This is a genomic window from Parerythrobacter lutipelagi, assembly GCF_005434975.1.
Lineage (GTDB): Bacteria > Pseudomonadota > Alphaproteobacteria > Sphingomonadales > Sphingomonadaceae > Parerythrobacter_A > Parerythrobacter_A lutipelagi.
In genome coordinates this window covers 1642259-1664891 of sequence record NZ_SKCJ01000001.1, presented here as the reverse complement: position 1 = coordinate 1664891, position 22633 = coordinate 1642259, and the positions used below count along the sequence as shown (strand labels likewise).

The following is a 22633-nucleotide window of genomic DNA, read 5'->3' as shown; positions in this document are numbered from 1 at the left end:
TCATGAAATATCGTGCCCATCTTCTCGCTATCGTGATGGCCCTCGGCCTCGCCGGCTGCACCACCGTGGGACCCGACTACCAGCGCCCGGGACTCGACCCGGCAATCGCTGCGAACTGGATCGAACCGGGCGACCCGGGACCCGTCGAAACCGCCTGGTGGGCACACTTCGACGACCCGGTCCTGTCATCCCTGATCGAGCGCCTCCTTACCGATAGTCCGGATATCGCCGAAGCGAGCGCACGATTACGACAGGCACGAGCAAACCGTGACGCTGTGGTCGGCCGGGCCCTTCCCCGAGTCGACCTGACCGCGTCCGCGACGGAGAACCGAATAAGCGAGAAAGGGCAACTCCCCGTATCGAATATCCCTGGTTACTCTCCCGAATTCTCCCTGTTTGACATTGGCTTCGACGCGAATTGGGAAATCGATTTCTGGGGGCGCCAGATTCGCTCTCGGCAAGCCGCGGAGGCAAGGCTGGAATCGGCTGTCGAGGCGCGGCGAGATGTCATAGTCCAGCTTACCGGCGAACTCGCCCGCGCCTATGTCGATCTGCGCCAGGCGCAGGCGGAGGCCCGTGTGGCCCGAGGGGCAGCCGGTGCCGCTGCGGAACTCGAGCGACTGACCCGTCTGCGCTATGAAGCTGGCGAGTCCTCGCGCATCGAGGCTGCCGAGGCTACGACCTACGCCCGGGCGCAACGCGAGGCGGTCTTGCGGCGGGAGGCGAGTGCACGCAGTGCGGCCTACCGCATCGCCACCATTATCGGCATCGCGCCCGAATCCATTTTGCCGGACCTCGTAGTCGATGCGCCGATACCGCAGGCGCCCGACACGATCCTCGTCGGGCTTCGCTCGGACCTGCTGGCGCGGCGTCCGGATGTGCGCCGCGCAGAGCGCGATCTTGCTGCCCATGTGGCCGATATCGGTGTCGCCACCGCCGACCTTTATCCCCGCTTCTCGGTCCTGGGCGGTCTCGGTTTCCAGTCCCAATCCCTCGACGATCTCGCAAGCGGCGAGACGCTTCGTTTCAGCATCGGGCCGAGCTTTTCATGGCCAGTCTTCAGCGGAGGGCGCATCCGTGCGCAAATCCGTGCTGCTGGTGCCGAGGCGGATACAGAAGCAGCGCGCTTCGAGAGGAGCGTCGCCGAAGCTCTGTCGGAAACCGAGGATGCCATCAATGGCTTCCAGGCCGCGGGCCGCCGACTCCAGGCTGCGCGCGAAGCGGCTGCTGCTGCAGAGACGACCTTTCGTCTGGCGGAAAGCCGCTATCGTGCGGGCGAGGACGATAGACTCGCCTTGGAGCGGCAACGCTTGCAATTCCTTGAAACGGTTCGATTGGTCGTGCTTTCAGAAGCGGACCGGGCCTCGTCTGCCGCGACGCTCTACAAGGCGCTCGGCGGCGCCTGGGTTGACCTGGACGAAGATGAGCTGGCTGATCGCACCCACGCGCCCGAGGCTCCGAGCGAATGATGGTGCATTTGCGCGCTCTCACTATCCTCGCAGCTGCCTCCCTGACCGGGGCATGCGCGACCCTTCCGGAGAGGACACCGGCGACGGCGGAGTTGCAAGCGCGTGCCGAGGTGCCTGGCTTCCCCGCCGTCAGGTTCGACTTCGATGCACCGGTGGCAACGCTCGAGCGCTGGCGCAATGACTTGCTCCGCGATCGCGCAAACGCGACGGTTTTGCACCCCCTGAACCTCCTCGCCATATCGAGCGGTTCCGACGACGGTGCTTTTGGAGCGGGATATCTCGTCGGTTGGACCGGAGCGGGAACCCGTCCCGACTTCGACATTGTGATCGGAGTAAGCACGGGCGCGATGATCGCTCCTTTCGCTTTCGTCGGTTCCGCGAAGGACCCGACATTATCCCGCCTTTATACCGGCATCGGAGCTGACGATATATTTCGTCTGCGTCCGGTTTCGGGAGTGCTCGGTGGCCCTGCCCTGGCGTCGAGCCGTCCCCTGCGCGAGCTGATCGAGCGCGAGATCACGCCTGCGCTTCTGCGCGAGATTGCAGAGGCGCACACGGCGGGTCGTCGCCTGCTCGTTCTGACGACCAATCTCGATACCCAGCGCGGCACGATCTGGGACATTGGCGCGATCGCTCAACAAGACACTCATGAAGCGGAGAGGCTTGTCGAGCGCGTGCTGCTCGCGTCAGCTAGCATTCCGGTCTTGTTGCCACCTGTGTTGATAGAGGTGACGGCCGACGGCGAGACCTTCACCGAGATGCATGTCGATGGCGGCACAACTGCGAGCGTTCTCGCAGTGCCGCAAGCTCTGCTATGGAACGAGGATGTCGGCGATCGCCGGGAAGTGACCGAAGGAGGCTCGCTTACCGTCCTGTACAACGGTTTCATGCAGCCACGCTACGAGATCGTCGAACCCCGCACCTTCCCGCTTCTTAACCGATCGCTTCAAACGATGATTGCCGCTGCCGACAGGCGAATGCTGCGAAGCTACCGGGGATTTGCCGAGAGAAACGGTATGATTTTCTCTATCCTCGCGATCGAGGAGGACTTCGACGACGAAGAGTTTCTGGATCGGGAGCGCTTCGACCGCGCCTACATGAACGCTCTTTTCCAGTATGCTCGTCGGCGCGCAATCGAGCGGGGCAGATGAGCCTTCAAGGAAAGACACCTATGCGACACAGAAAGGCCGCCAAGCCCCCAATCCCAGCCTACTCGCTCGCATCCGAGGATCTGGAGTTCCTCAATATCGAGGACCTTCGCCCGCTACGCCTTCAACTCGAACTGCTGAAGCCCGAATGGTATCTGCGCCAGGAAGGGATCCGCTCCACCATTGTCGTGTTTGGAAGCGCACGGATACCGTCGCCGGAGGTGGCTCGAACAAGTGTTGCGGAGCTCGAGCGTGCCGTTTGCGAGAGCCCGGATGAGAGCCAATTGCGAGCGGAACTCAGGCGCGCTCGCAAGCAGCGGGCTTATTCTCACTCTTACGAGGAAGCCCGGAAATTTTCCTCGCTGGTCTCGCGCAAATTGGAGGATGCGGGCCTACACGATTTCGTCGTCGTCACCGGCGGTGGCCCCGGGATCATGGAAGCTGCAAACAGAGGCGCGCAAGACGCCAATTCCAGAAGCGTGGGCCTGAACATTTCGCTGCCGCACGAGCAAGAACCAAACCCTTACGTCAGCCACGAACTCTGCTTTCAGTTCCGCTATTTCGCGATTCGAAAGATGCACTTTTTCCTTCGCGCCAAGGCTCTTGTCGCTTTCCCGGGAGGCTACGGCACTCTTGACGAGGTATTTGAAGTCCTGACCTTGATCCAAACCGGGAAAATCGCCCCGATCCCGGTCGTTCTGGTCGGTCGCGACTATTGGGCGAAAGCGGTGACTTTCGATTTCCTCGTCGAAGAAGAGTTTATCGACGCCGACGACATCACTTCCTTCGAAATCGTCGACAGCGGCGAGGAGGCAATTGGCGTCATCCAAGAGTTCTATGGTGGCAATCCGCCACAATGAGCGCGATCCACTACGCAAACCGACTCGTTGGAAGGAGAATCTCGTGAAAGTTGTGTTCAACGGCGCCGCACAGGAAGTCACCGGGTCTTGTACGCTGATCGAAACCGAAAAGACTCGGTTTCTGGTCGACTGCGGGATGTTCCAAGGTGGCCGCGAGGCGAGCGATAAGAACCGGAACCGCTTTGCGTTCGAACCATCCGACATCGATTTCGTGCTGCTGACCCACGCGCATATCGATCACAGTGGGCTGCTGCCCAAGCTTTACCGAGAGGGCTTTCGCGGACCGATCCACACAACCACGGCCACTGCGGAACTGCTAGAGATCATGCTGCGCGACAGCGCGCATATTCAGGAAACGGAGGCCAAGCGAAGGGCGCGTCGCCGCCGAAATCGCAGCAAGCCGCTGAAAGAGCCGATTTACACGCTCCCCGATGCAGAAGCGGTCCTAAGCCAGGTGCGCCCGCTGGACTACGAAGAGCGTTTGCAACTGCAGGGCGGCATCGACGTTCGGTTCCGCGATGCCGGTCATATTCTCGGCTCGGCGATTGTGGAAATTTGGGTCACCGAGAAGGGGCATTCGCGAAAGCTGGTCTTTTCGGGCGATCTGGGGCAGCCGGGACGCCCGATCCTGCGGGATCCCGCGATCGTCGAGGAAGCCGATATCCTCTTCATCGAATCAACCTATGGCAACCGCCTGCACAAGAACCTCACCGATACCGTCGACGAATTCGTGGATGTAGTGACGGAGACGCTGCAGGCAAAGCAAGGCAACGTCATTATTCCGGCCTTCGCCGTCGGCCGCACACAGGAACTCCTCTACTACTTTCATCAGCTGGTGTGCGAAGGTCGCCTCGGCGATCTCGATATTTTCGTGGACTCGCCCATGGCAACCGCAGTCACCGAGCTTACCTCCCGGCATATGAGTCTTTTCGACGAGCAAGCTCGCAGGCTGGCGCGATGGCATGCCAAGGGAGAAAATATCCCGAACCTGAAGTTCGTCGGGAGCGTCGAGGAGTCGAGGGCACTCAACGCCATTCGCGCGGGCGCAATCATCATCGCAGCGAGCGGGATGTGCACCGCTGGTCGCATCAAATATCACTTGCAGGAGAACTTACCGCGCCCAGGGAGCGCTATCCTCATAACCGGATTTCAGGCCCAGGGGACGCTGGGACGCAAGCTGGTGGACGGAGCCGATCAGGTCCGCATCTTCGGACAGGATGTGCCCGTCCGCGCCAGCATTCACACGCTGAACGGGTTTTCCGCGCATGCTGATCAGGCCGCGCTTCTGGACTGGCTCGGTGGATTCAAGAAGCCCCCCTCCACGACCTTTGTCGTTCACGGCGAGATGTCTTCGTCGATCGCTTTTGCGGAGGAGATTACAAACAAGCTGGGGTGGAAAACATCAATACCGGAACGCGGACAGATCGAGGAGATTGCGTGACTGGTAACGCATCCGGCTATCGGAAAGGACCGTAAGCTGCCGTTTGCAGCCCAAGCAAGGCTTTACCCAGGCATCAATTGGTGAAGTAGGCGTTGTCGCGGCCCGGTAATCTGCGCAAGGTCGAATTGATCGAGATGGGCCAGAAAGGCCTCAAGAGCACCTGACAGCGCGGGCTTCAGGCCGCACGCTCCATCGATTGCGCAGTCTTCCCTGCCACCCATGCAAGCCACGAAGCCGGTCGTATTCTCCAATGTTCGCACAACGTCGCCAACAATGATCTGTGATGGTGGGCGCGCCAGGCGCAGACCCCCACCCCTTCCGCGCTGGGTTTCGACGAAACCCGCCGCGGCCAGATCCTGTGCGACTTTGGCCAAGTGATTGCGCGAGATATCGTAATGATCGGCAATCCAGTCGATCGAGACCACCTCATCCTTAGCGGCAAGCGCCATGAGCATTCGCAGAGCATAATCGGTTCGAAGGTTTAACTGCATAAAACAGGCATATCAGATGTTGCTTTTCTCGCAAAGTGACTATAAGTGGTATATTAGATACCTGTTTAGAGTGAGACCGTCACCATGCTTGGCACTATCGAAAATTCGCGTGAGCATGTGCACGCCGCGAGAACTGCGAAACGTACAAATGCTGAGGCGTGCGGAGTCGATGAGAAGTTCATCTCGCTCATGGTCGAGCGCTTCTACGCCAGAATCCGGGAAGATGATCTGCTTGCCCCGATCTTTGCCGCACGGATTGCCGATTGGCCCGAGCATCTGGAGCGTATGAAGGCTTTCTGGCGCTCCATTCTGTTCAATAGCGGCGAGTTTTCGGGAAATCCCATGCTCAAACATATGGCCATCCCGAGTCTGGAAGAAATGCATTTCGCGCGCTGGCTCGAACTTTTCTACGCAACTCTGAACGATCTCGCACCATCGCCCGAAGGCATCACGCTGGTAGCCGAACGGGCGCGCGCCATTGCCGATAGCCTCCTCACCGGCATCAAGGTCCGGCGTGACGGCATCTCCGGATCCCAAGCAGGAAGGCCTCTCCCCCATGTTTGAACAACGTGCCATTGTCGCCGAACGTGCGACCGAGCTGGACGTGGAAGTCGAAGCGCTGGAGCATACGCTACAGCCGCTGGCTGCTGCACCCGTTGCCCCGCGGAATGCAGGATATCAGCTTCCTCGGGGCGTTTGGACGGCGATGCTGGCCTGCTATGCAGTGTTCTTTGGAGCGATTGCCATCGCGACAGGAGAAAGCGGGCCAGCGCGTTTCGCGATCGTGGTCTCGGTGCTGTACACCATGGTATATTTCGGAGTCGCGAGGATCGGCGCCCGGCAGGCGGGGGCAGAAGACAAGTCTCCGCTCGACCAAGACAAGATGCTCGATACCTGGACCGGCCTGATGGACAAAAAGGCCGTCTACGGTCAGATATTGATAGTTCCGCTGGCGGTTGCCTTTTTCGGCCTGGGCATACTGGTTATCACAACGTTTGTTGGCATCGACGGATAGGGATGCGCAAGAACCTCCCTCAGAGCGTAGCCAAATACGCAGAATCGCCATTGTTCAACGAACACACTGTGCCCGACAAGCTCACGTCAAATCATGACCTCAAACCTGGAGTGTGGGGCAGGATTTGCGTGATGTCCGGGACTCTCGAATATAACGTCTGCGGTGATCCGCCGAGAGCATACCCTATCAAAGCGGGCCAGCACGTAATCATCGAACCTGGACTGGTGCATTTTGTCACACCGACTGGGAAAGTGGAGTTCAAGGTCGAATTCTATCGATGATAAGGAGTAAGCTAAGGACTTCCCGAGGGTTGTTGATGTCGATTGCCAGCGTCATTTAATGGGGCGATAGTGGGCGGTCTTCGCTTTCTAAACGATACGCCGATATTTCGAGTGAGAGGATTGACCTAAGAAAGAGCGGTCCGCCCTTGTAGGAACGGACCGCCCACCGAGTGACCTGGACCTGTCAGGAGGGGTCAGGCAGCCTGCTTGGCAATTTCGTTCGCGGTCTCGTCTTCGGTCGAGTCCGCAGTTTCATCCTCGACCGGTGCCTCAGATGAACCGAACCGCATGATCTCGGGCACCCACGCTTCCGCGCGCGCCTTCACATCCGCCTCGCCGATGAAATTGCCGGAGAAGATGCGCTCGGCTGCGCTCGCCAGCTCTGCCTTCTTCGAACCTGCATAGCGACTGACGAGTTCGGGACCGCCTGCTGCATCGAGCGCTTCTAGCGTACGCGCCTTCGCCACGCGATCGAAATAGTTCGCCGCCGTTGGCCGCCACCAATGCGCGGTTTCGATCTCGAGCAGCGACCCGAGGATCTCGTGCAGCGGCGCCGAGCGATCGCCCTCACACGCAAGGCTCGCGACCAGCGTTCGGGATACGACATGGCCGAGCCAGGCGGAACGTGCTTCATCGCTCAATGCACGGAAGCGTTCGAACCGTTCGACGTCGGTCTCGCCGGCGCGCCAGCTTTCGTCGAGCGAAGCGGCAAATTCGGCAAGCGCAGCGCTTGCTGGGGCGTCCTTGGCCTCGAAGCCGGCCACCGGTCCCGATGCTACCGAGCCGACCAGCGTCGATGCCTTCTTCGCGCGCCAGTCATGCCCATCGGCATCCGCGAGGGTGAAAACCATGAAGTCGAGCGCAAGTGCGGGATCATTGGCCAAGTGGATTGCCAGGATATCGCGGCGCTGCATCGCGAGCTCGTCGAGCAAACGCTGCGAAAGCGCGCCGATCTTGCGCTTGGTATCAGCCCCAGCATCAACCGGTTCGACTGCTCCGTCATCAGCGTCGACGACTTCAACTTCGGTGTAGAATTGCGGCACCAATGCCGGTTCGCCATTGCGAGAGAGCACGAGGAACGCCCCAGCCTCTGACCTGAGCTCATCGGCAAGCACCGGCGGTCGGTCGTTGAGATCGCGCATCGCGCGGTCGATCGAGACCAGTTCTTCTTCCGCCTTGGCGATCTCGCTTTCGTCGCTGTCCTCATCCTCGAGGATGGCGGCCGTCCGATCGTAGTCGGCTTCAAGGTCGCTGAGCTCGCGGGCCTCGTCTTCGGTTAGCGGAGCCGCTTCGCATGGGAGCCGATTGAGCCCCTCGACGAGATCGTGGCTGACATAGTTGCCAAGCGTGGGTCGCACCCATGAAAGTCCGTGTTCTTCCGCGACCCTTTTTGCGGCATCATCCATCGCTTTCTGGGCCAGGTCTTCGAGCAGCGCGACATCGATCCAGCTTTCGCTGGCTTCGTCGTCGAAGAGTTCGCGTTCGATGCGGCCACCTGCAGCAAGGTACGCATCGCGCCCGACCAGAACCGCGCGCGGATCGGAGCCACGAACAGTGGCATCGAGCACCATTCGCCGGATCGTGTCAGGCGTGACCTGGTACCAAGCATCCTGCAGTTCGGCAAAGACGTGCGCCTGACGATCGATGTCCGAGATTGCCCCATATGCCTTGGCCATGTCGAGCGTGATCGCGCCTTCGGCGAGCGCTTCGAAGACACAAGGTGCGAGACCCGCCAAACGCAGACGACCCTCGACAAAGCGGACCGTGAGACCAAACCGGCGGGCCACGTCTTCAGTGCTGGCTCCCGCCTCGATGATCGCAGCAAACGCCTGTGCCTCGTCGGCCGGGTTCATTGCGAGGCGCTGGAAGTTTTCGGCGAGGCTTGCTTCGCGCACCTCGCTTTCCTCGCCTTCGATGACGAGACAAGTCACCTCGTGATTCTTGGGAAGAGTACCCTCCTCGGCCAGCGCCTGGAGCTGAGCCAGACGGCGACCACCGGCCTCGACTTCGAACTTGCCGCGCTTTGCTTTTCGCACGACGAGGTTCTGCAACAGGCCGCGCGCGGCAATGTCCGCCCGCAGCTGCAGGTCTGCGAGAACGTCGCTCGACTTGCGAACATTCCGCGGGCTTGGGACGAGCTTCTTCAAAGGAATAGACTGGATCATGGATTGTCTCCTGATGGATTGAAGAGCCACGCGAAGATGCATGGCCCGACAAGCCACCGGCTCCCTCCCCTCTCTCACGCTTGGTCGTGGATTAGCCCTTCAGGCCGCAACGGCCGGGAGAATAGAGGATGCCTTCGAAACGGGGACGAAAAGGCGCGTGCGGTAACGAATGATCTCGGTGAAACAGCCCCTAGTCTTGTACCAGTCGAGTCGCTCAGGCGCATACCCGGTGAGTTCAAGGCGCTGCTCGCCGCCGACCAGAGAGCGCTTGATGGTCAGTGCATCATGACTGGCAAGCGGCTGGGGTGTTCCGCTCGACAGGACAAGTTTCCCGAGTTCGGCCGGAGCCGGGCCGCACACACCCTTCAAGCCGAACGTTTGGGCAATCTTGGCGAGGTCGATATCGAGGACTTCGCGCCCGATGATCGAGCTGCCGTCCTCGGCGACAAGCCGGGTGACGCGGACATGGTCGCCAGGCAGCCGCTTCCAGACCGGAAGCAGCAGTCCCGTTGCCAGATGCACTCGTTCGGTCACCGGTGAAGCAGCTGCGGCGCTTTCTTCTTGTGTCCAGAGCTGGGAGAACTTGGTCACGCCGACCTCTTCCCACAAGCTTTCACCGAGCGCGTCTAGCGTCCAGTTGGCGGACTTAAGCGGGCGGAGAAGGCGGCGACGTTCGATCACCGCGCCATCATCGGCAATGAGACGCCGCGCCGGAACTGACAGAGCCACCTTGCCCGAGCGCGCATTGCGCATTGGAATGGCCTGGGGGGATCCGATCTCGTGCATCCTCACGAGACGTTTGAAGCGCAGCGGGCGCAATTGGCGTTTCACTTCGAGCGAAACCAGGCGGGTTTCGGCGCCCGAAACAGGATCTGTGCGGAGAACTTCATCAGACAGCACCGCGAAGCTGTCGGCGCGGACCGTCTCCAGCCCCAGATCGAGTGTGCCAGCCTCGCGTGCGGCCTCGATGCGCGATTCCACAAGTCCGAGATATTCCTCGAAGATGCAGTTTTGCAGTGCGATCGGGAGCGCAAGTAGGCGATTGAGCCAGCGTTGGATCGGGGGAGGGTTATCGCTCAGGCCGCCATCGGGGTTCTCGAGCTTGAGTCCCGTCCTCTCGACGAAGTCCCCGAAACCAACTGCCTCGAGTTTGCCATCATAAAGCAGGTGGAACCAGCGCGAGAGCGCGTCCTTCGCATAATCGCTTTCGAGATTGTCGGCAGGGTCGAACAGGTTCTGTCCCCCTGTCTGACGCTGGCCGCGTGTGAGAGCGCCCAATCTGTCGAGCCTTCGCGCGATGGTCGAGATGAAGCGGCGTTCGCCCTTCACATCGGTCGTGACCGGGCGGAACAGCGGCGCAGAAGCCTGGTTGGTGCGGTTTGTCCGGCCGAGACCCTGGATTGCATTGTCCGCGCGCCAGCCCGGTTCGAGGAGAAAATGGACGCGGCGCTGCTGGTTCTGAGCATCAAGGTCGGCGTGATAGGATCGTCCCGTACCCCCTGCGTCCGAGAAGACCAGAATACGCTTCGTCCCGTCCATGAAGCACTGTGCTTCAGCGACGTTGGCGCTTGCGCTTCGACGTTCAAGCCGCTGCTGACCGTCGCGTCCCAAGACCAACCTGCGCATGCGGCCTGTGACTTCCGCCACGGCCTCGGTCCCGAAGTGCTCGATGATTGCATCGAGTGCAGTGGCGATTGGCGGGAGGGCGCAAAGCTGCTCGATTAGCGCGTCGCGCGCGGCGATGGCCCGCGAGCAGAGAACGGGATTGCCGTGATCGTCGCTCATCGCTTCGGAACGCAGGTTGCCCTCCTCGTCAGTGAAGACCTGCATCAGGCGCACCGGAAAGCTCTTCGCCAGATAATCGATGACATATTCGCGCGGAGAGAGATCGATATCGAGCGCTTCTCGCTCCTCGTCGGAGAGATCGGCCAGGCGCCGGTCGAGCATGGCCTCGGCGGTCGAGACCAGCTGCACGACAACCGATTTGTCCTCTCCAAGCGACGCTTCGATAGCGGGGATCAGGCTCGGCAGTTTCATCGAGAGCAGAAGCTGCGCAAAGAAGCGCTGCTTGGTGCCTTCGAATATCGAGAGCGCCGCAGCCTTGGCGTTGCGATTGAGCGTATCACCACTGTCCTCGTCAACCACTCTTGTGGCTTCGAGCGCTTGGTCGAGATTTCGGTGGATGATCGCCCAGGCATCGGCGTAGGCATCGTAGATCCGCACCTGCGCTTCTGTGAGCTGATGTTCGAGGATCTCGTATTCGACCCCCGCAAAGGACAACGCACGGGCAAGGTAGAGTCCCTGTGCCTTGAGATCGCGGGCAACAAGTTCCATCGCCGCAACACCGCCGGCGCGGATTTCGGTCATGAATGCCTCATGCGTCGGAAATGCGGTCTCGGGACCCCACAGTCCGAGCCGGGCTGTATAGCAGAGATTGGCAATGTCTGAGGCACCGGTGGCCGACGCGTAGAGCACGCGGGCGCGCGGCAGGTGGTTCTGAAGCCTGAGCCCTGCCATCCCTTGCTCTGAACCTTTGACCTTGCCGCGGGTTGAGGAAGAGCCAAGCGCATTGGCCATGGCATGCGCTTCGTCGAAGGCAATCACGCCCTCGAATTGCTCGGCGGCCCAGTCGAGGATCTGGTCGAGTCTTGTGTCCTCGGCGCGTCCCGAACGAAGCGTTGGATAGGTCACGAACAGGATACCCTCGGACATCGTCACCGGACTTCCGAGCTTCCATCGGGAGAGCGGCTGGATGTCGAGCGGGAGCCCGCCAAGCGCTTCCCAGTCGCGGCGCGCATCTTCGAGCAGTGCCTCGTTCTTGGTGATCCAGATATGACGGCGTTCGCCCGAGAGCCAGCGGTCCATCATGACGCCTGCGATCTGGCGGCCCTTGCCTGCACCCGTGCCGTCACCGAGGAAAAAGCCCTGCCGGTAGGAGTAGCCGTCTTCCGCGAGTTCGACCGTGGTACCTTGTTGGCTCGGTCGAAACTGCCCGGGAAGATCGCGCGCGAATGCCTCGCAAGCGTAGATCAGAGTCTCGCATTGGGCGGCCGAGAGCAGTTTGCCCTCCTGCCAGTTCGCGGGAAGCAAGGGGCGCATTTTCGGCACCGGTGCCGCGACCGAGCCCATCGCAACCGATTCTACGAGCGGTGTCGGGTGAACGGCAGCATCCTGCATGATGACGCGGCTCGGTCGGTAAGGCAGGTAGATACCCGCCTGCTCGGGAACAGGCGCGGGCTCGTCAAGGGCCTGATAGTCAAGCGCGACTGCCGCGCTTTCTTGGGCGGCTTTGGTCTCGAAAGGAGCGACCGGCTTGCGCGAAGCAGCGCCGCTCACCGAAGTTGCGACCGAACGTACCGGAAGCCGATGGACCTTGGCCTGCAAGGGCACACGATTGGGCAAATCCACCAGACAGGAATTCAGTTCGGCGAGATCGGCGAACTCTCCCGAAATCGTGGAAATGTCCTGAAGATTCGCCTTCTCGATCACGACCATTCTGACCGCGATCCCGGTTCCGCTTCGCGAGAATGCGCCCGACAGCCGGACGTTGAGCAGCAGCGAAGCCTGTTCCTGATCCGCGATAAAAGCCATGGCATCAAAGCCATCCGGGAGAATGGTGACGAGGCGACCTCCCACAGCGCAAATCCGCAGCGCACTGCGCAAGTGGCGCATTGCCGTGCGGCCATCGACGCCCCGCTCGCGGCTTCGGGCGAAGGGAGGGTTCATCAGGATGACACTGGGGTTGAGGCTGGGACTGAGGCCATTGGCGAGTTCGGCGATCAACTCGCCATCTTGGGCTGACAGTCCAGCATGCGGGAAGAGATGCGCGAGCGCATCGCGGCGCGTGCGATCAATCTCGTTCAGCGTCAACGAGCAATCTCGAACGTCACCCCAGAACGCGAGCGCACCATTCCCGGCTGACGGTTCCAGAACGTGATCGCGCGAGGCAAGGCAAGCCGCCTTGGCCATCAGCCATGCAAGGATCGGAGGCGTCGAGAATTGCTGAAGCTCGACCTGGCTCTCGCTGCGCACGTGGCGAGGCGGTAAGGCTGCCTCGAGCCAATCGAACCGTGCTGCAGCCTCGTGGAAACCCGTATCGAGGTCGATCCGTGAAAATTCGCGAAGCCAGAGCAAGGCTCCAATCTCGACCGCGTTGTTGTAGTCATCGATGGTCCAGGCACTGCCCCAGTCCTGCGCGCTGGTCTGAGCGGCGAAGAGCTCGGCAATGTCAGGTCGCGTAAGGTGGCATCCATCCGCAAGTCGCCGGGAAACTTGTTCACCGATTGCGAAAGCGAGCGGAATTGTGCTCGATGTCTCGCGGTCTGGGAAAAAGTCTGACTGAAACATGGCTTGTCGTCCTCCTGATTGAGGCATCGGGACATGCGCCCTCTGCCGGGTCAGGAATTCGAGAAGCTCTCTCTCCTCTTATCGACACGCCTTGCGGCGAAGCCATGACTGGAGTTCGTCGTTCCAGTCGGTCCCGCGCGAATTGGGCCGTCGGACTTGGATGAGCCGCCCTTCACGGAGATAAGAATCGCGCCCACGTTCAGCTGCAGGGTCGCCGCCAGAATCGTGATCGACGAAGAGATGAAGGTCGCTCACGCTCTCCGGAATGGCAACCAGCCCGAAGCGTTCATTGCCCAGCGTTGCCCACGTCGGGATGCCGGTGAGCGCATAGGCCGACATCGCGCTTTCAATGCCTTCGGCAAGACCGAGCCTTCCCTCGGCGGGTGAGAACAGACGTACTGCCGCCTCGCCGAGTGACCCTAGTGCGCGTTTCGGCTTGGCAAACGAGGCCTAAGTATGGCCGGAATGCGACAGGAAGGTCCGGTGAACGGCAATCGGTCCCTCGTCGAGGCTGACCGCAGCGATCATCGCTGGCAGGAAGCGGGCGCGCCCCTTCGGACCAAGCGGTGTGCGCGGGTGAAACCTCAGTGCATGGGACGTTGCGAGGATGCCGCGCTCTTCGAGATATGCCTTGGCAGGACTTCGCAGGAGCGGCCGGGCATCGCGCCAGATACGGAGCGCTGCAGCCGATGGCTTGTTGGAACAGCTCGGCTGGATCGGAAATTCGTCGGACGAGCCGGAGAATAGTGTTGAGCTCGCTATCCCCTCTCGAGCGAAGGCGGCGAGCACGCTAGCTTGGTCGCAGCCAGCAAAGCAGTGGAAAAGGATGGCTTTCCGGCCGAGCGTGACACCGAGCGAAGGTGTGCTGTCGTCATGTGCTGGGCAACGGGCCATGCCCTTGGTGCCGGACCATTTCCCACCTCGGTTCTCGCAAATCTTGCGAGCAGTATCCTCAAGCGAGGTGCGTGCGAGAGTAGAATTTGTAACGGACATATTGGCTCCATCGTCACTCAACAGCCCCTATTCGCGATCTCTCTCCTCTGGCCTGTCGACCATCGCACTTTCCTACATGTTCTATTTATGTTCTATCTCGAGTCGAAGCAAGCGAAGCGAGAGTTCGATGAGACCAAGATTGATTCCCTTTCTGTGCTGCGGTCTCGCAATCGCGACTCCCAGCATCGCACAAGCACAAGAGTTTCGGCTTTTCAGGCACAGCCTAGGCGCATCTCAACAGGCAGTTGGAGAAGCGGACGAAAGACTTCCACCGGAGTATCTCCACAGAGCAAGCGCAGAACCGGCGCCCCTTGATCGGACATTCAAGGAAGCATTGTACGAGCCATTGATCCGACAGGCCGAAGCGCGGTACTCCCTGCCGCCTCGACTGCTTCAGGCGGTCGTTTGGCAGGAATCGCGGTTCAACCCGCTCGCGATTAGCCCAGCAGGCGCGGCGGGACTTGCACAACTTATGCCGGCGACTGCACGCGAACTCGGCGTCGCAAACAGGCACGATCCAGCCCAGAACATTGATGGAGGCGCACGTTATCTCAGGCAAATGCTGGATCGCTTCGGTGCAATCCACCTCGCGCTGGCAGCCTACAATGCTGGCCCTGACGCGGTTTCACGAGCACGTGGGATTCCGAAAAATCGGGAAACGCCGGGATATGTGAGGAGCGTTATCGAGCGTTGGATGGCATATAGCGTCCAATGAACACGAATCGGAAAAGAATCAGCGGACGGCTCGAGCATCTCCCGCGCGGGGCAGCGATCGTGACAAATGCAGGCGACCACTGGGTTCTCGAAGACTATGAACCCTCAAATGATGATTTCGGCTTCGAAGTCACCGCTGAAGGCACCGTCGTTGGCTTGGATCGCCTTCGTGTCGAATGGCTCGGAGCGGTTTCGTGATCAGCTTGCTTTGAGCAACAAGCCGCGGCCGCCAGCTTTCAATTCATCGAGATAGTCACTCCACCACTGCGCCATTTTCACACGCTCTGGCCAGTGCTTGCCACGGTGATAGATCCCTCGAACAGCATCACTGTCACCATGGGCGAGCGCGCGTTCAATGGCATCCGGACTCCAGATGCCGGCCTCGTTTAGAAGGGTCGAGGCCGTAGCTCTAAGCCCGTGTGCCGTGATCTCCTCCTTGCTGTAGCCCATCCTACGGAATGCGGCGTTGAGCGCATTCTCGCTCATCGGCCGAGTGCCCGACCTTGCTGAGGGAAATACATAACCAGATCGGCCCATCATCGCGGCGAGCTCTTCCAGCAATTTGATCACTTGCTTCGACAAAGGAACAGCGTGAGCGCGGCGGGCTTTCATCTTGCCAGCTGGGATTCTCCAGATGCCTTCTTCGAGATCAAACTCATCCCAATCGGCATGCCTGAGTTCACCAGGCCGAACGAAAATGTGGGGCGCTATCTGCAGCGCGTATTTGGTAAGCTTAAAGCCTTCGAAGTCATCGATCGCCCGCAGCAAGCCACCCAGTTTTTCCGGATCCACGATAGCCGCATAATGAGTTGGTCGCGGTGCTCTCAACGCTCCTTTCAAAAGTGACGTCGGGTCTGACGAACATCTCGTCGTGCCAACACCATACCGGAAGACCCGGCCTGCAAAGGATCGACACTTCTTGGCGGTTTCGTGCTTACCTCGCGCCTCGAGGCGCTTGAGCGGTGCAAGCACCTCGAATGGCTCGATGTCATCGAGCGGGCGTTTTCCAATCGAAGGCGCTAGTTGCTCCAGGAAATAGTTGGCCTTCACGATCGTAGCTTCAGCAAGGCCAGCTTTTCTCATCATTTCTTCGATGTACTCGCGAGCAACCGTCTCAAACGTGTTCGCAGCGAGATACTCATTCCTGATCTTCTGTTTGCGTTTCTCGAGCGCCGGATCCTCGCCAGACGCAACCTTTTGGCGCGCTCCGAAAGCCAAATCCCTTGCATCCTTGAGACTGATCTCAGGGAAGCTTCCAAGGCAGATCTTCTTCTGACGATTTCCAATGCGATATCTGAAGCGCCATAGCTTACCACCCGAAGGAGTGACTTCTATGTAGAGGCCGTAGCCATCCGTGACCTTGTATGGTTTGGCCTTCGGCTTGAAAGCGTTGAGTCGCGTTATGGTCAAAGCCATGTGTGGGCCTTTCAAATGGGGGCTTTTGTGAAAAGCCCCCAAAAGGCCCACAAAAGTGTCTGGAACGGCCGAGATTGAGCGGAACGTTCCGAGACGATCCAGGGGCGGAATCCCTTGGATTTCTGCGGCTTTTATAGACTATTTGGGAGAACGTGAGAAGAACAAATGGTGCCCAGAAGAGGACTCGAACCTCCACACCCTTGCGAGTACTAGCACCTGAAGCTAGCGCGTCTACCAATTCCGCCATCTGGGCACCGGAGCAGCGCGGTCATCTTCGACCGGGCTGTAGGTAGGGGCGGGCCGATAGCGAAGGCGCTTGCATGCTGTCAATCGAATTGCGCATTTCGCCAAGCCGTATCGTCACTTGCAGGCGGGATCCGTAGAATCCCCTACTTGCCGAACAGCGCGCCAAACGTGAGAGTTGGCGGGGTCATGCCGAATGGAGATGTCAGTGCGCTGGTCCCGCATCATTATGGAGACAAGCGCAATGGGACGACACCGTCCCCAGCCTGAATGGTGCCGGTTTTCAATCGACGCCCCCCTCTTGACCGATGGGCGGATCCGATATCATGAAGCGCAGGCCTTGCAGGACAAGTGCAAAGTCGAACGCTTCAAGCCCGACGAAGGACATTACGAGGGCCGCCTGGCTCTGAATGACTATCGGTTGACGATCGTCTGGCCGGACCGATCGAGGCTGGCGCTGCTGCCCGTCAGGGTCTTCGGCACTCACTTCACAAAAGGCCGTCTTGTAGCGCTGAGGCCCGGCTTCGGGCCTGCACAGCTGTTCGAGATAACCGGGGTTGAACACCTTCCGACCAACGAGCACACCATGAGCGATAAGCTTTCCATCAGCTCAATGCATTAAGCGGCTGTGTCCTGCTGATCCATCAAGCCGCTGAGAAAAGCGATATGGAGCAACTCCGACAAGGCGTGCACTTCCGTTTTCTTCATCGCATTGGCGCGGTGCACTTCGACTGTGCGCGGGCTGATCCCCAGATCGAAAGCGATCCTTTTGTTCAGATGGCCTTTGACGAGACCGTCAACGACTTCGAGTTCCCGTTTTGTCAGTAGGCCAATACGGGCCAATGCGCTTTGCCTGGCCTGAGGAGGCACGGGCGGATGCTCCAGATAATCGCGCGCCGCATCGATGGCGGCCATCAGGTCAGCTTTGGTGAAAGGCTTCTCAAGAAAATCGATCGCGCCCTCTTTCATCGCCCTCACCGCGCTGGACACGTCACCATGACCGGTCATCAGTACGACCGGCAGGTTGCAGCCCATCTCATGCAATCGAAGCTGCAGGGCCAATCCGCTCATGCCCGGCATTCTCATGTCTACAAGCAGGCATCCGGGTGTCACATGCGGCAACTGATCGACAAAATCCTCGGCGCTGTCATAGCCTTTGCTTTCGATTCTCTCCGACTTGAGCATGAAGGACAATGAATGCCGTATCTCAGGCTCATCGTCGATAATATGCACTTGCATAGTCTTCCCTCCTAACCCGCTGTCGCAGCACCGATGGGCAAGGTAAAATGCAAGCGGGCTCCACCAAGCTTGTCGGCCTTCGTCGGCCAGATTGAACCGCCATTGGCCTCGACGATCTGGCGGCAAATTGCCAAGCCGACACCCAGCCCTCCGCCCTTTGTTGTGACAAAGTTCTCGAACATGCGATCAGCCACTGCTGGATCAATTCCCGGTCCGCTGTCTTCGACAATAAATTCGATTTGGCGGTCATCGTGAATCCGCGCGTCAATGCGCAGCTTGTGCCCGCCGCTTTCACTTGCATGCATCGCCTCGAATGCATTGCTAATGAGATTGAACAGGACCTGCTGCGCCTGGAGCGGATCGGCGGCAACGAGCGGCAAGTCCTGCTGAATGTCGCGCTCGACAATGACATTCTGGCGGAAACCGTCGATCAGTGCGAGGGTCAATGAGTTGTCGATCAGGCTGTCTGCATCGACCAGCTCGACATGTGGTTCTCCCCGGCGAACAAAATCACGCAACCGGTGAAGCAATTCACCAGCGCGCACAGCTTGCTTGCTACAGGTGTCAAGGATGTCGACGTATTCTTGGCGGTTCTCAATATCGCTCCTGCCAGACAAGAGATCGCGGAGACCCTCTGTGTAATTGGCAATGGCCGTCAAAGGCTGGTTCAATTCATGAGCAATCGCCGTCGCAAACGCTCCCATGGTTGACACGCGCGAAGCGTGCGCGAGTTCTGCAAGCATTTCGCGCGTTTGCCTGCGGTCGGCCAATTGCTCGGTCACATCGCGCAGGAAGCCGACAAAATAGGTCGTGCCTTGCGAACGCGCCTCTCCAAGCGATATCTCGACCGGGAAAATCTTGCCGTCCCGGTCGCGAGCGTTTTCCACCCGGGTGTGCCCGATCATCCTGCGCTCGCCGGTCTCGGCATAGCGTTTGAGATAGAAATCGTGCCGCTCCGCATTTTCCGAGGCCATCAGCATGCTGACATTCTGGCCGATCGCTTCGTTTGCGGCATAACCAAACAAGCGTTGAGCGGCCTTGCCAAAGCCGTGAATTCTTCCCTGCCCATCGATTACGACCATTGCAGCAGGCGACGTTTCGAGAATGACGCGAAGCTGCACGCTTTGCGTCATTCTTGAGACAAAGTGCTCTTTCAAAACACGCTGGTGCAAACTTGCCCCCTCCTCAAGGAACTTCTCGCCTGCGACCGCTCTATTCGTCTTGTTTTGTTAGTGTGTTGTTGGTCACGAACCAAATATCGTTAACCGGTTCTCCGGCTGCCTCGGATCCCCCTACAGTTTGCCATGTAGCATCAAGCCATTACTGCAGCAATCTACGTAATTCTACGTAAACGCATCGAGTCGCAATTACGAGCGCTTCGAGACTCAGGCAATTAGCTTGCCCTGCCTGTCATTCAGGCACGGAATTACCCGCCGCAAAAATCGGTTTTTCTTCGAAAATTCAGACACCTGCCGCGCTCTCGTCCGAATTGGACTGTATCGGCATGGGACAAATCCGCGTGTACGCAGATTCCCTTATTATCGCATCGCCCGGTTCGGCCTTAACTTACTCTTTACCAAGTCAATTGGTGCCATTCGTTGGCCCAAGCATGCTGAGAACCGGTCGGTTCACTATGCATCGTTTGGCGCATTTTCGGACTGGCACCCAACAGATTGAGGTGAGTTTGGTTCGTTCGTCGCACAAACAAGGAAAACGGATGGGGGCTCTGGTCTTCGGTCTGATCCTGTATGCGGCTGCAAGCGCCAACGCGCAGGATATTTCGCCAACCGTCTATGCGCCGGGGGACATCCCGCCTGGCAGTGGCGCTGGCACCAGCATCACATTGACGCCGATATATGTTCGCGCATCGGTCGGTGGCCGATGCGGATTTGCTGACGGGCAATTGCCTGATGGCACAGTGTCCCAGCCGGACTTCGATGTCACCGGTTTCGATGCGACATTCAATTTCGTGCTCGACTGCAGCGGCCCTGCCCGCGTCGCGGTGGTCTCGTCCAATGGTGGGCTGTTCCAGAATGCGACCTTGCCCACAGGCTATACCAACATTGCTCCATATGATGTCGGGCTGGCGCTTGAAGGCGATTCCGGCGTGACCGCCACGGCAAGTTGCCAAGCTGCTTCGCTGATCGCCGGATCGACTGCGTGCAGCACTGTATACGGCGGTGCTGGCGGACCACAGACCAACTTTACAGGTCCGGCAGACGAAACGACTGGATTGTTGTTGAACGGACCTTCCACGTCCGGCGCCGTGTCCAGCATCCGCGTGCTGGCCGGTCCCTACAACGCCGGAAACGTGCTGGTCAGCGGTAGCTACCAGGACGTGCTGACCGTCACTCTGAGCGCATCACCATGACAAAACGAGTTTTTCATCAAGCATCAGACAACCAAGGAGAGTAACCATGAAGTACACTGCAGGAGCAATCGCCATTCTGGCATTCGCCGCAGCAGCGGGCCCGGCCATGGCGCAAAGCGTCAGCGGTACTGTGACAATTAACGGCACTGTCGGCGAGAAATGCATAGTCACGGATGCGGGTGACGATCCCAACACCGATTTCGGCGGGATCATCGATCTTGGTCAGCTCGACGACACTGACGGCACGCTCCGCACCATCGCCGATATCGGTGCGACGAGCGATCTCGCCAACCTGGGCTTCAGGATCGTCTGCACGACTGCCAGCCCGGCAGTATCGGTGACCGCTGCGCCGCTGACAACGGCTGCAACTGCGCCGACCGGTTACGCCAACACGGTGCACTTCACGGCCGACGCCAACTTCAGCGTCGTGGGCGGAACAGATACCTTCCAGGTCGTAACCGACGGAACGGCAACCAACGGGGGCTCCCTGTCCAATCGCCTGGCGACCGGCCCTGACAATGTTCAGGTCGATCTCAGCGCATTCCACACTGCGGCAACGACCGATGTGCTTGTTGCAGGCAGCTACACCGGCACGGTCCAGATCACGATTTCGCCAAGCTGATTTCGCAAGATCCGAGGAGAAGACGCTATGAAAAAGCTGATCGCATCCAGCGCCGTTGCTATGGGAATCGTGCTGTGTTCGCAGAGCGCGGCTGCCCAAACGGCCCCAGCTACAGGCGAAGTAACTATCTTGGGCCGGGTCGCTGATCGCTGCCTGTTCACCTTGCCCTCAAAGATCATCGATCTCGGGGAGCTTTCGCTGCCTGGAACCGATGCAAGCGCAGGCCGGCTCGATCCGAGCCGGGTAAACGGCGCGAGCGAAACGCTGGAAGGTTGGTGCAATGGCACAGCCGCTACGATGACCGTAGAGGCCTTGCCCATTACCAACATCACCTTTGTTGCGGCGCCGCCGAGCGGCTTCGATACAGTCGTCAACTATACCGCAACGGCAACGGCCAATTCGGTCGACGGCACGGATACTTCAGCCAATGCCGGTCCAGGTTCCGCGGTATCCATCGGAATGTTTGCCGGCTCCATCCCTGTTGTGCTGAGCGGGGCGAGTACGCCGACCGGAGGCATCATGGTGGCCGGCGACTATCAAGGACTGGTCAAGGTGACGTTGACGCCAAACGTCAGCTTTGGCCAGCCGACCTGACGCCATGTACGCCCCGGGAAATCGAGCCGGTACGCTGCGCGGCCTGTTTGCGCTTGCAACCGCCGCGCTGTGCATGATGCCGTCCTCATTGTCCGCTCAGGAAGCGGGTGAAAGCGATGAAGGCGAAGTGCAGATAGTCGGCACAGTCGCGCCGATTTGCGTGCTCGGCGAACCGTCAGAAAGTGTCATCGACCTCGGCACGCTGATCGATCTATCAGGGCCACGCATCGGCCGGACGGCAGCGCTTGCACCGCGCGAAGTGACCATGCCTGGCAGCTTCTGCAACTATGCCAACACCATGATCTCCATCTCGGCCAGTGCGATGACCGAACAAACCGGAGCGCCGCTGAACTCAGGATTCTCCAGGGCGGTGAATTACCGGGTCGTGGTCAGCCCGTGGGCCAGCGTTGAGGCGGATTTGCTCACGGCCGCCGCGTTCGATGGAAGTGGTATTTCGGGCAGCGCCGAAAGTTCTGCCCAGCCGCTGCCGCAAGTGTCCGATCTGACCATGCAGCTGTCCGGATTTGCAGCCCCTTCCGATGCGCTGCTCATCGCGGGTGAATATTCGGGCCTGATCACGGTGACGCTCGGTCCGGCAACGCAATTGTGAAGGAAATGACGATGCACAGGTATCAATTCGCTCTCGCCGCATTGGCCACGGCCCTGCTTCCAGGCGCGGTCGCTGCCCAGGAGGGCGAGGCTTCCATTTCAGACAGCGAGTCCTTCCAGGTCATCGGGACGGTCCCTGTGCTGTGTTCGATTGGCATCCCCGACAATAGCGGCGGGGTGTTCGATATGGGTGTGCTGGTCGACACGACCACCGGCCTTTTGCGAACCGACCTTGCCGCACCGGACAAGATACTGGGCGGTGCATTCTGTACCTCGCGCAGCACGATTGCAATCGATGCAACCCCCATGTTGGCGCTCAACTTCGCCGGGACGCCGCCGGCCGGATTTGCCAGCTCGGTTGATTATGTCGCTGCGGCAACCGGCTGGACAGTGACCCCTGCGTCATTCGACACCGCCGCGTCGAGCAACCCGGCAGCATCGCAAAGCCGCGCGAGCGCATTTACCGGCAATATTGCAGTGGGAGTATCGGATTTCGCGACCTCGGGTGGAGCCAACTTGCGCCCAGTCGCCGACGATGAATATCTCGGCGAAATCACAGTCACTCTTTCGGCATCGGAGTGATTGCGATGCCGTGCCTCCGCACCATGCGTTTGT

Annotated in this window: 23 protein-coding genes and 1 tRNA gene; 15 read left to right on the top strand and 9 right to left on the bottom strand. The window is 59.7% G+C overall.

Annotated elements, in window-relative coordinates; all coding sequences use genetic code 11:
• Positions 1–2: 2 nt before the first annotated feature.
• The 4 genes from E0502_RS08235 to E0502_RS08220 are packed head-to-tail and all read left to right on the top strand — an operon-like array spanning position 3 to position 4918.
• Positions 3–1469, top strand: a complete 1467-nt coding sequence (locus tag E0502_RS08235) for an efflux transporter outer membrane subunit (protein WP_137677408.1) — start codon at positions 3–5, stop codon at positions 1467–1469.
• Positions 1466–2620, top strand: a complete 1155-nt coding sequence (locus E0502_RS08230) for a patatin-like phospholipase family protein (RefSeq protein ID WP_137677407.1) — start codon at positions 1466–1468, stop codon at positions 2618–2620. Before E0502_RS08235 ends, E0502_RS08230 begins: the two co-directional genes overlap by 4 nt.
• Before the next feature lie 20 nt (positions 2621–2640).
• Positions 2641–3477 (top strand): LOG family protein, encoded by an 837-nt coding sequence (locus E0502_RS08225; RefSeq protein ID WP_137677406.1) that lies wholly within the window; start codon positions 2641–2643, stop codon positions 3475–3477.
• Between the two features lie 43 nt (positions 3478–3520).
• Entirely contained in the window at positions 3521–4918 is a 1398-nt protein-coding gene (locus tag E0502_RS08220) for an MBL fold metallo-hydrolase RNA specificity domain-containing protein (protein WP_137677405.1), read from the top strand.
• A gap of 62 nt (positions 4919–4980) precedes the next feature.
• Here the strand turns inward: E0502_RS08220 and E0502_RS08215 are convergent, their stop codons facing one another.
• On the bottom strand, positions 4981–5409 hold the full coding sequence (locus E0502_RS08215; RefSeq protein ID WP_137677404.1) for an RrF2 family transcriptional regulator: 429 nt from the start codon (positions 5407–5409) through the stop codon (positions 4981–4983).
• Positions 5410–5493: 84 nt separating this feature from the next.
• Here E0502_RS08215 and E0502_RS08210 point away from each other — a divergent pair, with 84 nt between their 5' ends.
• From E0502_RS08210 to E0502_RS15450, 3 genes are read left to right on the top strand one after another with little or no spacing between them, the layout of a single operon-like run.
• Positions 5494–5973, top strand: a complete 480-nt coding sequence (locus tag E0502_RS08210) for a group III truncated hemoglobin (RefSeq protein ID WP_137677403.1) — start codon at positions 5494–5496, stop codon at positions 5971–5973.
• Positions 5966–6424, top strand: coding sequence for a hypothetical protein (locus E0502_RS08205; RefSeq protein ID WP_137677402.1), 459 nt, complete (start codon positions 5966–5968; stop codon positions 6422–6424). The genes E0502_RS08210 and E0502_RS08205 overlap by 8 nt, the downstream gene beginning before the upstream one ends.
• 2 nt (positions 6425–6426) lie before the next feature.
• On the top strand, positions 6427–6705 hold the full coding sequence (locus E0502_RS15450; protein ID WP_137677401.1) for a TehB-like domain-containing protein: 279 nt from the start codon (positions 6427–6429) through the stop codon (positions 6703–6705).
• A gap of 194 nt (positions 6706–6899) precedes the next feature.
• Here the strand turns inward: E0502_RS15450 and E0502_RS08195 are convergent, their stop codons facing one another.
• The 4 genes from E0502_RS08195 to E0502_RS15430 all read right to left on the bottom strand — a co-directional run bounded on the left by E0502_RS08195 (position 6900) and on the right by E0502_RS15430 (position 14111).
• Complete coding sequence (locus tag E0502_RS08195; RefSeq protein WP_137677400.1) at positions 6900–8870, bottom strand: ParB/RepB/Spo0J family partition protein; 1971 nt, start codon at positions 8868–8870, stop codon at positions 6900–6902.
• 99 nt (positions 8871–8969) lie between these two features.
• Positions 8970–13217 (bottom strand): strawberry notch family protein, encoded by a 4248-nt coding sequence (locus tag E0502_RS08190; protein ID WP_137677399.1) that lies wholly within the window; start codon positions 13215–13217, stop codon positions 8970–8972.
• 78 nt (positions 13218–13295) lie between these two features.
• Complete coding sequence (locus tag E0502_RS15435; RefSeq protein WP_338047317.1) at positions 13296–13610, bottom strand: toprim domain-containing protein; 315 nt, start codon at positions 13608–13610, stop codon at positions 13296–13298.
• Between the two features lie 57 nt (positions 13611–13667).
• Positions 13668–14111, bottom strand: a complete 444-nt coding sequence (locus E0502_RS15430) for a DUF7146 domain-containing protein (RefSeq protein WP_338047314.1) — start codon at positions 14109–14111, stop codon at positions 13668–13670.
• A 226-nt stretch (positions 14112–14337) separates the two neighbouring features.
• Between E0502_RS15430 and E0502_RS08180 the strand changes: the two genes are divergently transcribed.
• Both E0502_RS08180 and E0502_RS08175 read left to right on the top strand, forming a co-directional pair.
• Entirely contained in the window at positions 14338–14925 is a 588-nt protein-coding gene (locus E0502_RS08180) for a lytic transglycosylase domain-containing protein (protein ID WP_137677398.1), read from the top strand.
• Positions 14922–15122 (top strand): DUF5818 domain-containing protein, encoded by a 201-nt coding sequence (locus tag E0502_RS08175; RefSeq protein ID WP_137677397.1) that lies wholly within the window; start codon positions 14922–14924, stop codon positions 15120–15122. The genes E0502_RS08180 and E0502_RS08175 overlap by 4 nt, the downstream gene beginning before the upstream one ends.
• Here E0502_RS08175 and E0502_RS08170 read toward each other — a convergent pair whose 3' ends face one another.
• On the bottom strand, positions 15123–16340 hold the full coding sequence (locus E0502_RS08170; protein ID WP_137677396.1) for a tyrosine-type recombinase/integrase: 1218 nt from the start codon (positions 16338–16340) through the stop codon (positions 15123–15125). It abuts the gene before it with no gap.
• Between the two features lie 166 nt (positions 16341–16506).
• Positions 16507–16593 (bottom strand) — tRNA-Leu (locus tag E0502_RS08165).
• 234 nt (positions 16594–16827) lie between these two features.
• Here E0502_RS08165 and E0502_RS08160 point away from each other — a divergent pair.
• Entirely contained in the window at positions 16828–17205 is a 378-nt protein-coding gene (locus tag E0502_RS08160; RefSeq protein ID WP_137677395.1) for a hypothetical protein, read from the top strand.
• Here the strand turns inward: E0502_RS08160 and E0502_RS08155 are convergent.
• Both E0502_RS08155 and E0502_RS08150 read right to left on the bottom strand, forming a co-directional pair.
• Positions 17202–17822, bottom strand: a complete 621-nt coding sequence (locus tag E0502_RS08155; RefSeq protein WP_137677394.1) for a response regulator transcription factor — start codon at positions 17820–17822, stop codon at positions 17202–17204. The genes E0502_RS08160 and E0502_RS08155 overlap by 4 nt on opposite strands.
• 11 nt (positions 17823–17833) lie before the next feature.
• Positions 17834–18955 (bottom strand): two-component system sensor histidine kinase NtrB, encoded by a 1122-nt coding sequence (locus tag E0502_RS08150; RefSeq protein ID WP_137677393.1) that lies wholly within the window; start codon positions 18953–18955, stop codon positions 17834–17836.
• Positions 18956–19539: 584 nt separating this feature from the next.
• Between E0502_RS08150 and E0502_RS08145 the strand changes: the two genes are divergently transcribed.
• Genes E0502_RS08145 through E0502_RS08125 form a run of 5 tightly spaced genes read left to right on the top strand, consistent with a single transcriptional unit; the run spans position 19540 to position 22600 of the window.
• Complete coding sequence (locus E0502_RS08145) at positions 19540–20193, top strand: hypothetical protein (protein ID WP_137677392.1); 654 nt, start codon at positions 19540–19542, stop codon at positions 20191–20193.
• A gap of 46 nt (positions 20194–20239) precedes the next feature.
• Positions 20240–20815 (top strand): hypothetical protein, encoded by a 576-nt coding sequence (locus tag E0502_RS08140; RefSeq protein ID WP_137677391.1) that lies wholly within the window; start codon positions 20240–20242, stop codon positions 20813–20815.
• A gap of 27 nt (positions 20816–20842) precedes the next feature.
• Positions 20843–21409, top strand: coding sequence for a hypothetical protein (locus E0502_RS08135; protein ID WP_137677390.1), 567 nt, complete (start codon positions 20843–20845; stop codon positions 21407–21409).
• A 4-nt stretch (positions 21410–21413) separates the two neighbouring features.
• Entirely contained in the window at positions 21414–22019 is a 606-nt protein-coding gene (locus E0502_RS08130; RefSeq protein ID WP_137677389.1) for a hypothetical protein, read from the top strand.
• A gap of 11 nt (positions 22020–22030) precedes the next feature.
• Complete coding sequence (locus E0502_RS08125; protein ID WP_137677388.1) at positions 22031–22600, top strand: hypothetical protein; 570 nt, start codon at positions 22031–22033, stop codon at positions 22598–22600.
• The last annotated feature ends 33 nt before the right edge of the window (positions 22601–22633 follow it).

Bases quoted from the DNA above. Each gene is read 5' to 3' on its own strand.
- E0502_RS08150 (WP_137677393.1), bottom strand. From the start codon at position 18,955: ATGACGCAAAGCGTGCAGCTTCGCGTCATTCTCGAAACGTCGCCTGCT.
- E0502_RS08215 (WP_137677404.1), bottom strand. From the start codon at position 5,409: ATGCAGTTAAACCTTCGAACCGATTATGCTCTGCGAATGCTCATGGCG.
- E0502_RS08140 (WP_137677391.1), top strand. From the start codon at position 20,240: ATGAAGTACACTGCAGGAGCAATCGCCATTCTGGCATTCGCCGCAGCA.
- E0502_RS08180 (WP_137677398.1), top strand. From the start codon at position 14,338: ATGAGACCAAGATTGATTCCCTTTCTGTGCTGCGGTCTCGCAATCGCG.
- E0502_RS08235 (WP_137677408.1), top strand. From the start codon at position 3: ATGAAATATCGTGCCCATCTTCTCGCTATCGTGATGGCCCTCGGCCTC.
- E0502_RS08225 (WP_137677406.1), top strand. From the start codon at position 2,641: ATGCGACACAGAAAGGCCGCCAAGCCCCCAATCCCAGCCTACTCGCTC.
- E0502_RS08130 (WP_137677389.1), top strand. From the start codon at position 21,414: ATGTACGCCCCGGGAAATCGAGCCGGTACGCTGCGCGGCCTGTTTGCG.
- E0502_RS15430 (WP_338047314.1), bottom strand. From the start codon at position 14,111: ATGGCCCGTTGCCCAGCACATGACGACAGCACACCTTCGCTCGGTGTC.
- E0502_RS08195 (WP_137677400.1), bottom strand. From the start codon at position 8,870: ATGATCCAGTCTATTCCTTTGAAGAAGCTCGTCCCAAGCCCGCGGAAT.
- E0502_RS08230 (WP_137677407.1), top strand. From the start codon at position 1,466: ATGATGGTGCATTTGCGCGCTCTCACTATCCTCGCAGCTGCCTCCCTG.
- E0502_RS08170 (WP_137677396.1), bottom strand. From the start codon at position 16,340: ATGGCTTTGACCATAACGCGACTCAACGCTTTCAAGCCGAAGGCCAAA.
- E0502_RS08175 (WP_137677397.1), top strand. From the start codon at position 14,922: ATGAACACGAATCGGAAAAGAATCAGCGGACGGCTCGAGCATCTCCCG.
- E0502_RS08135 (WP_137677390.1), top strand. From the start codon at position 20,843: ATGAAAAAGCTGATCGCATCCAGCGCCGTTGCTATGGGAATCGTGCTG.
- E0502_RS08190 (WP_137677399.1), bottom strand. From the start codon at position 13,217: ATGTTTCAGTCAGACTTTTTCCCAGACCGCGAGACATCGAGCACAATT.
- E0502_RS08205 (WP_137677402.1), top strand. From the start codon at position 5,966: ATGTTTGAACAACGTGCCATTGTCGCCGAACGTGCGACCGAGCTGGAC.
- E0502_RS08155 (WP_137677394.1), bottom strand. From the start codon at position 17,822: ATGCAAGTGCATATTATCGACGATGAGCCTGAGATACGGCATTCATTG.
- E0502_RS08125 (WP_137677388.1), top strand. From the start codon at position 22,031: ATGCACAGGTATCAATTCGCTCTCGCCGCATTGGCCACGGCCCTGCTT.
- E0502_RS08160 (WP_137677395.1), top strand. From the start codon at position 16,828: ATGGGACGACACCGTCCCCAGCCTGAATGGTGCCGGTTTTCAATCGAC.
- E0502_RS08145 (WP_137677392.1), top strand. From the start codon at position 19,540: ATGGGGGCTCTGGTCTTCGGTCTGATCCTGTATGCGGCTGCAAGCGCC.
- E0502_RS15450 (WP_137677401.1), top strand. From the start codon at position 6,427: ATGCGCAAGAACCTCCCTCAGAGCGTAGCCAAATACGCAGAATCGCCA.
- E0502_RS08210 (WP_137677403.1), top strand. From the start codon at position 5,494: ATGCTTGGCACTATCGAAAATTCGCGTGAGCATGTGCACGCCGCGAGA.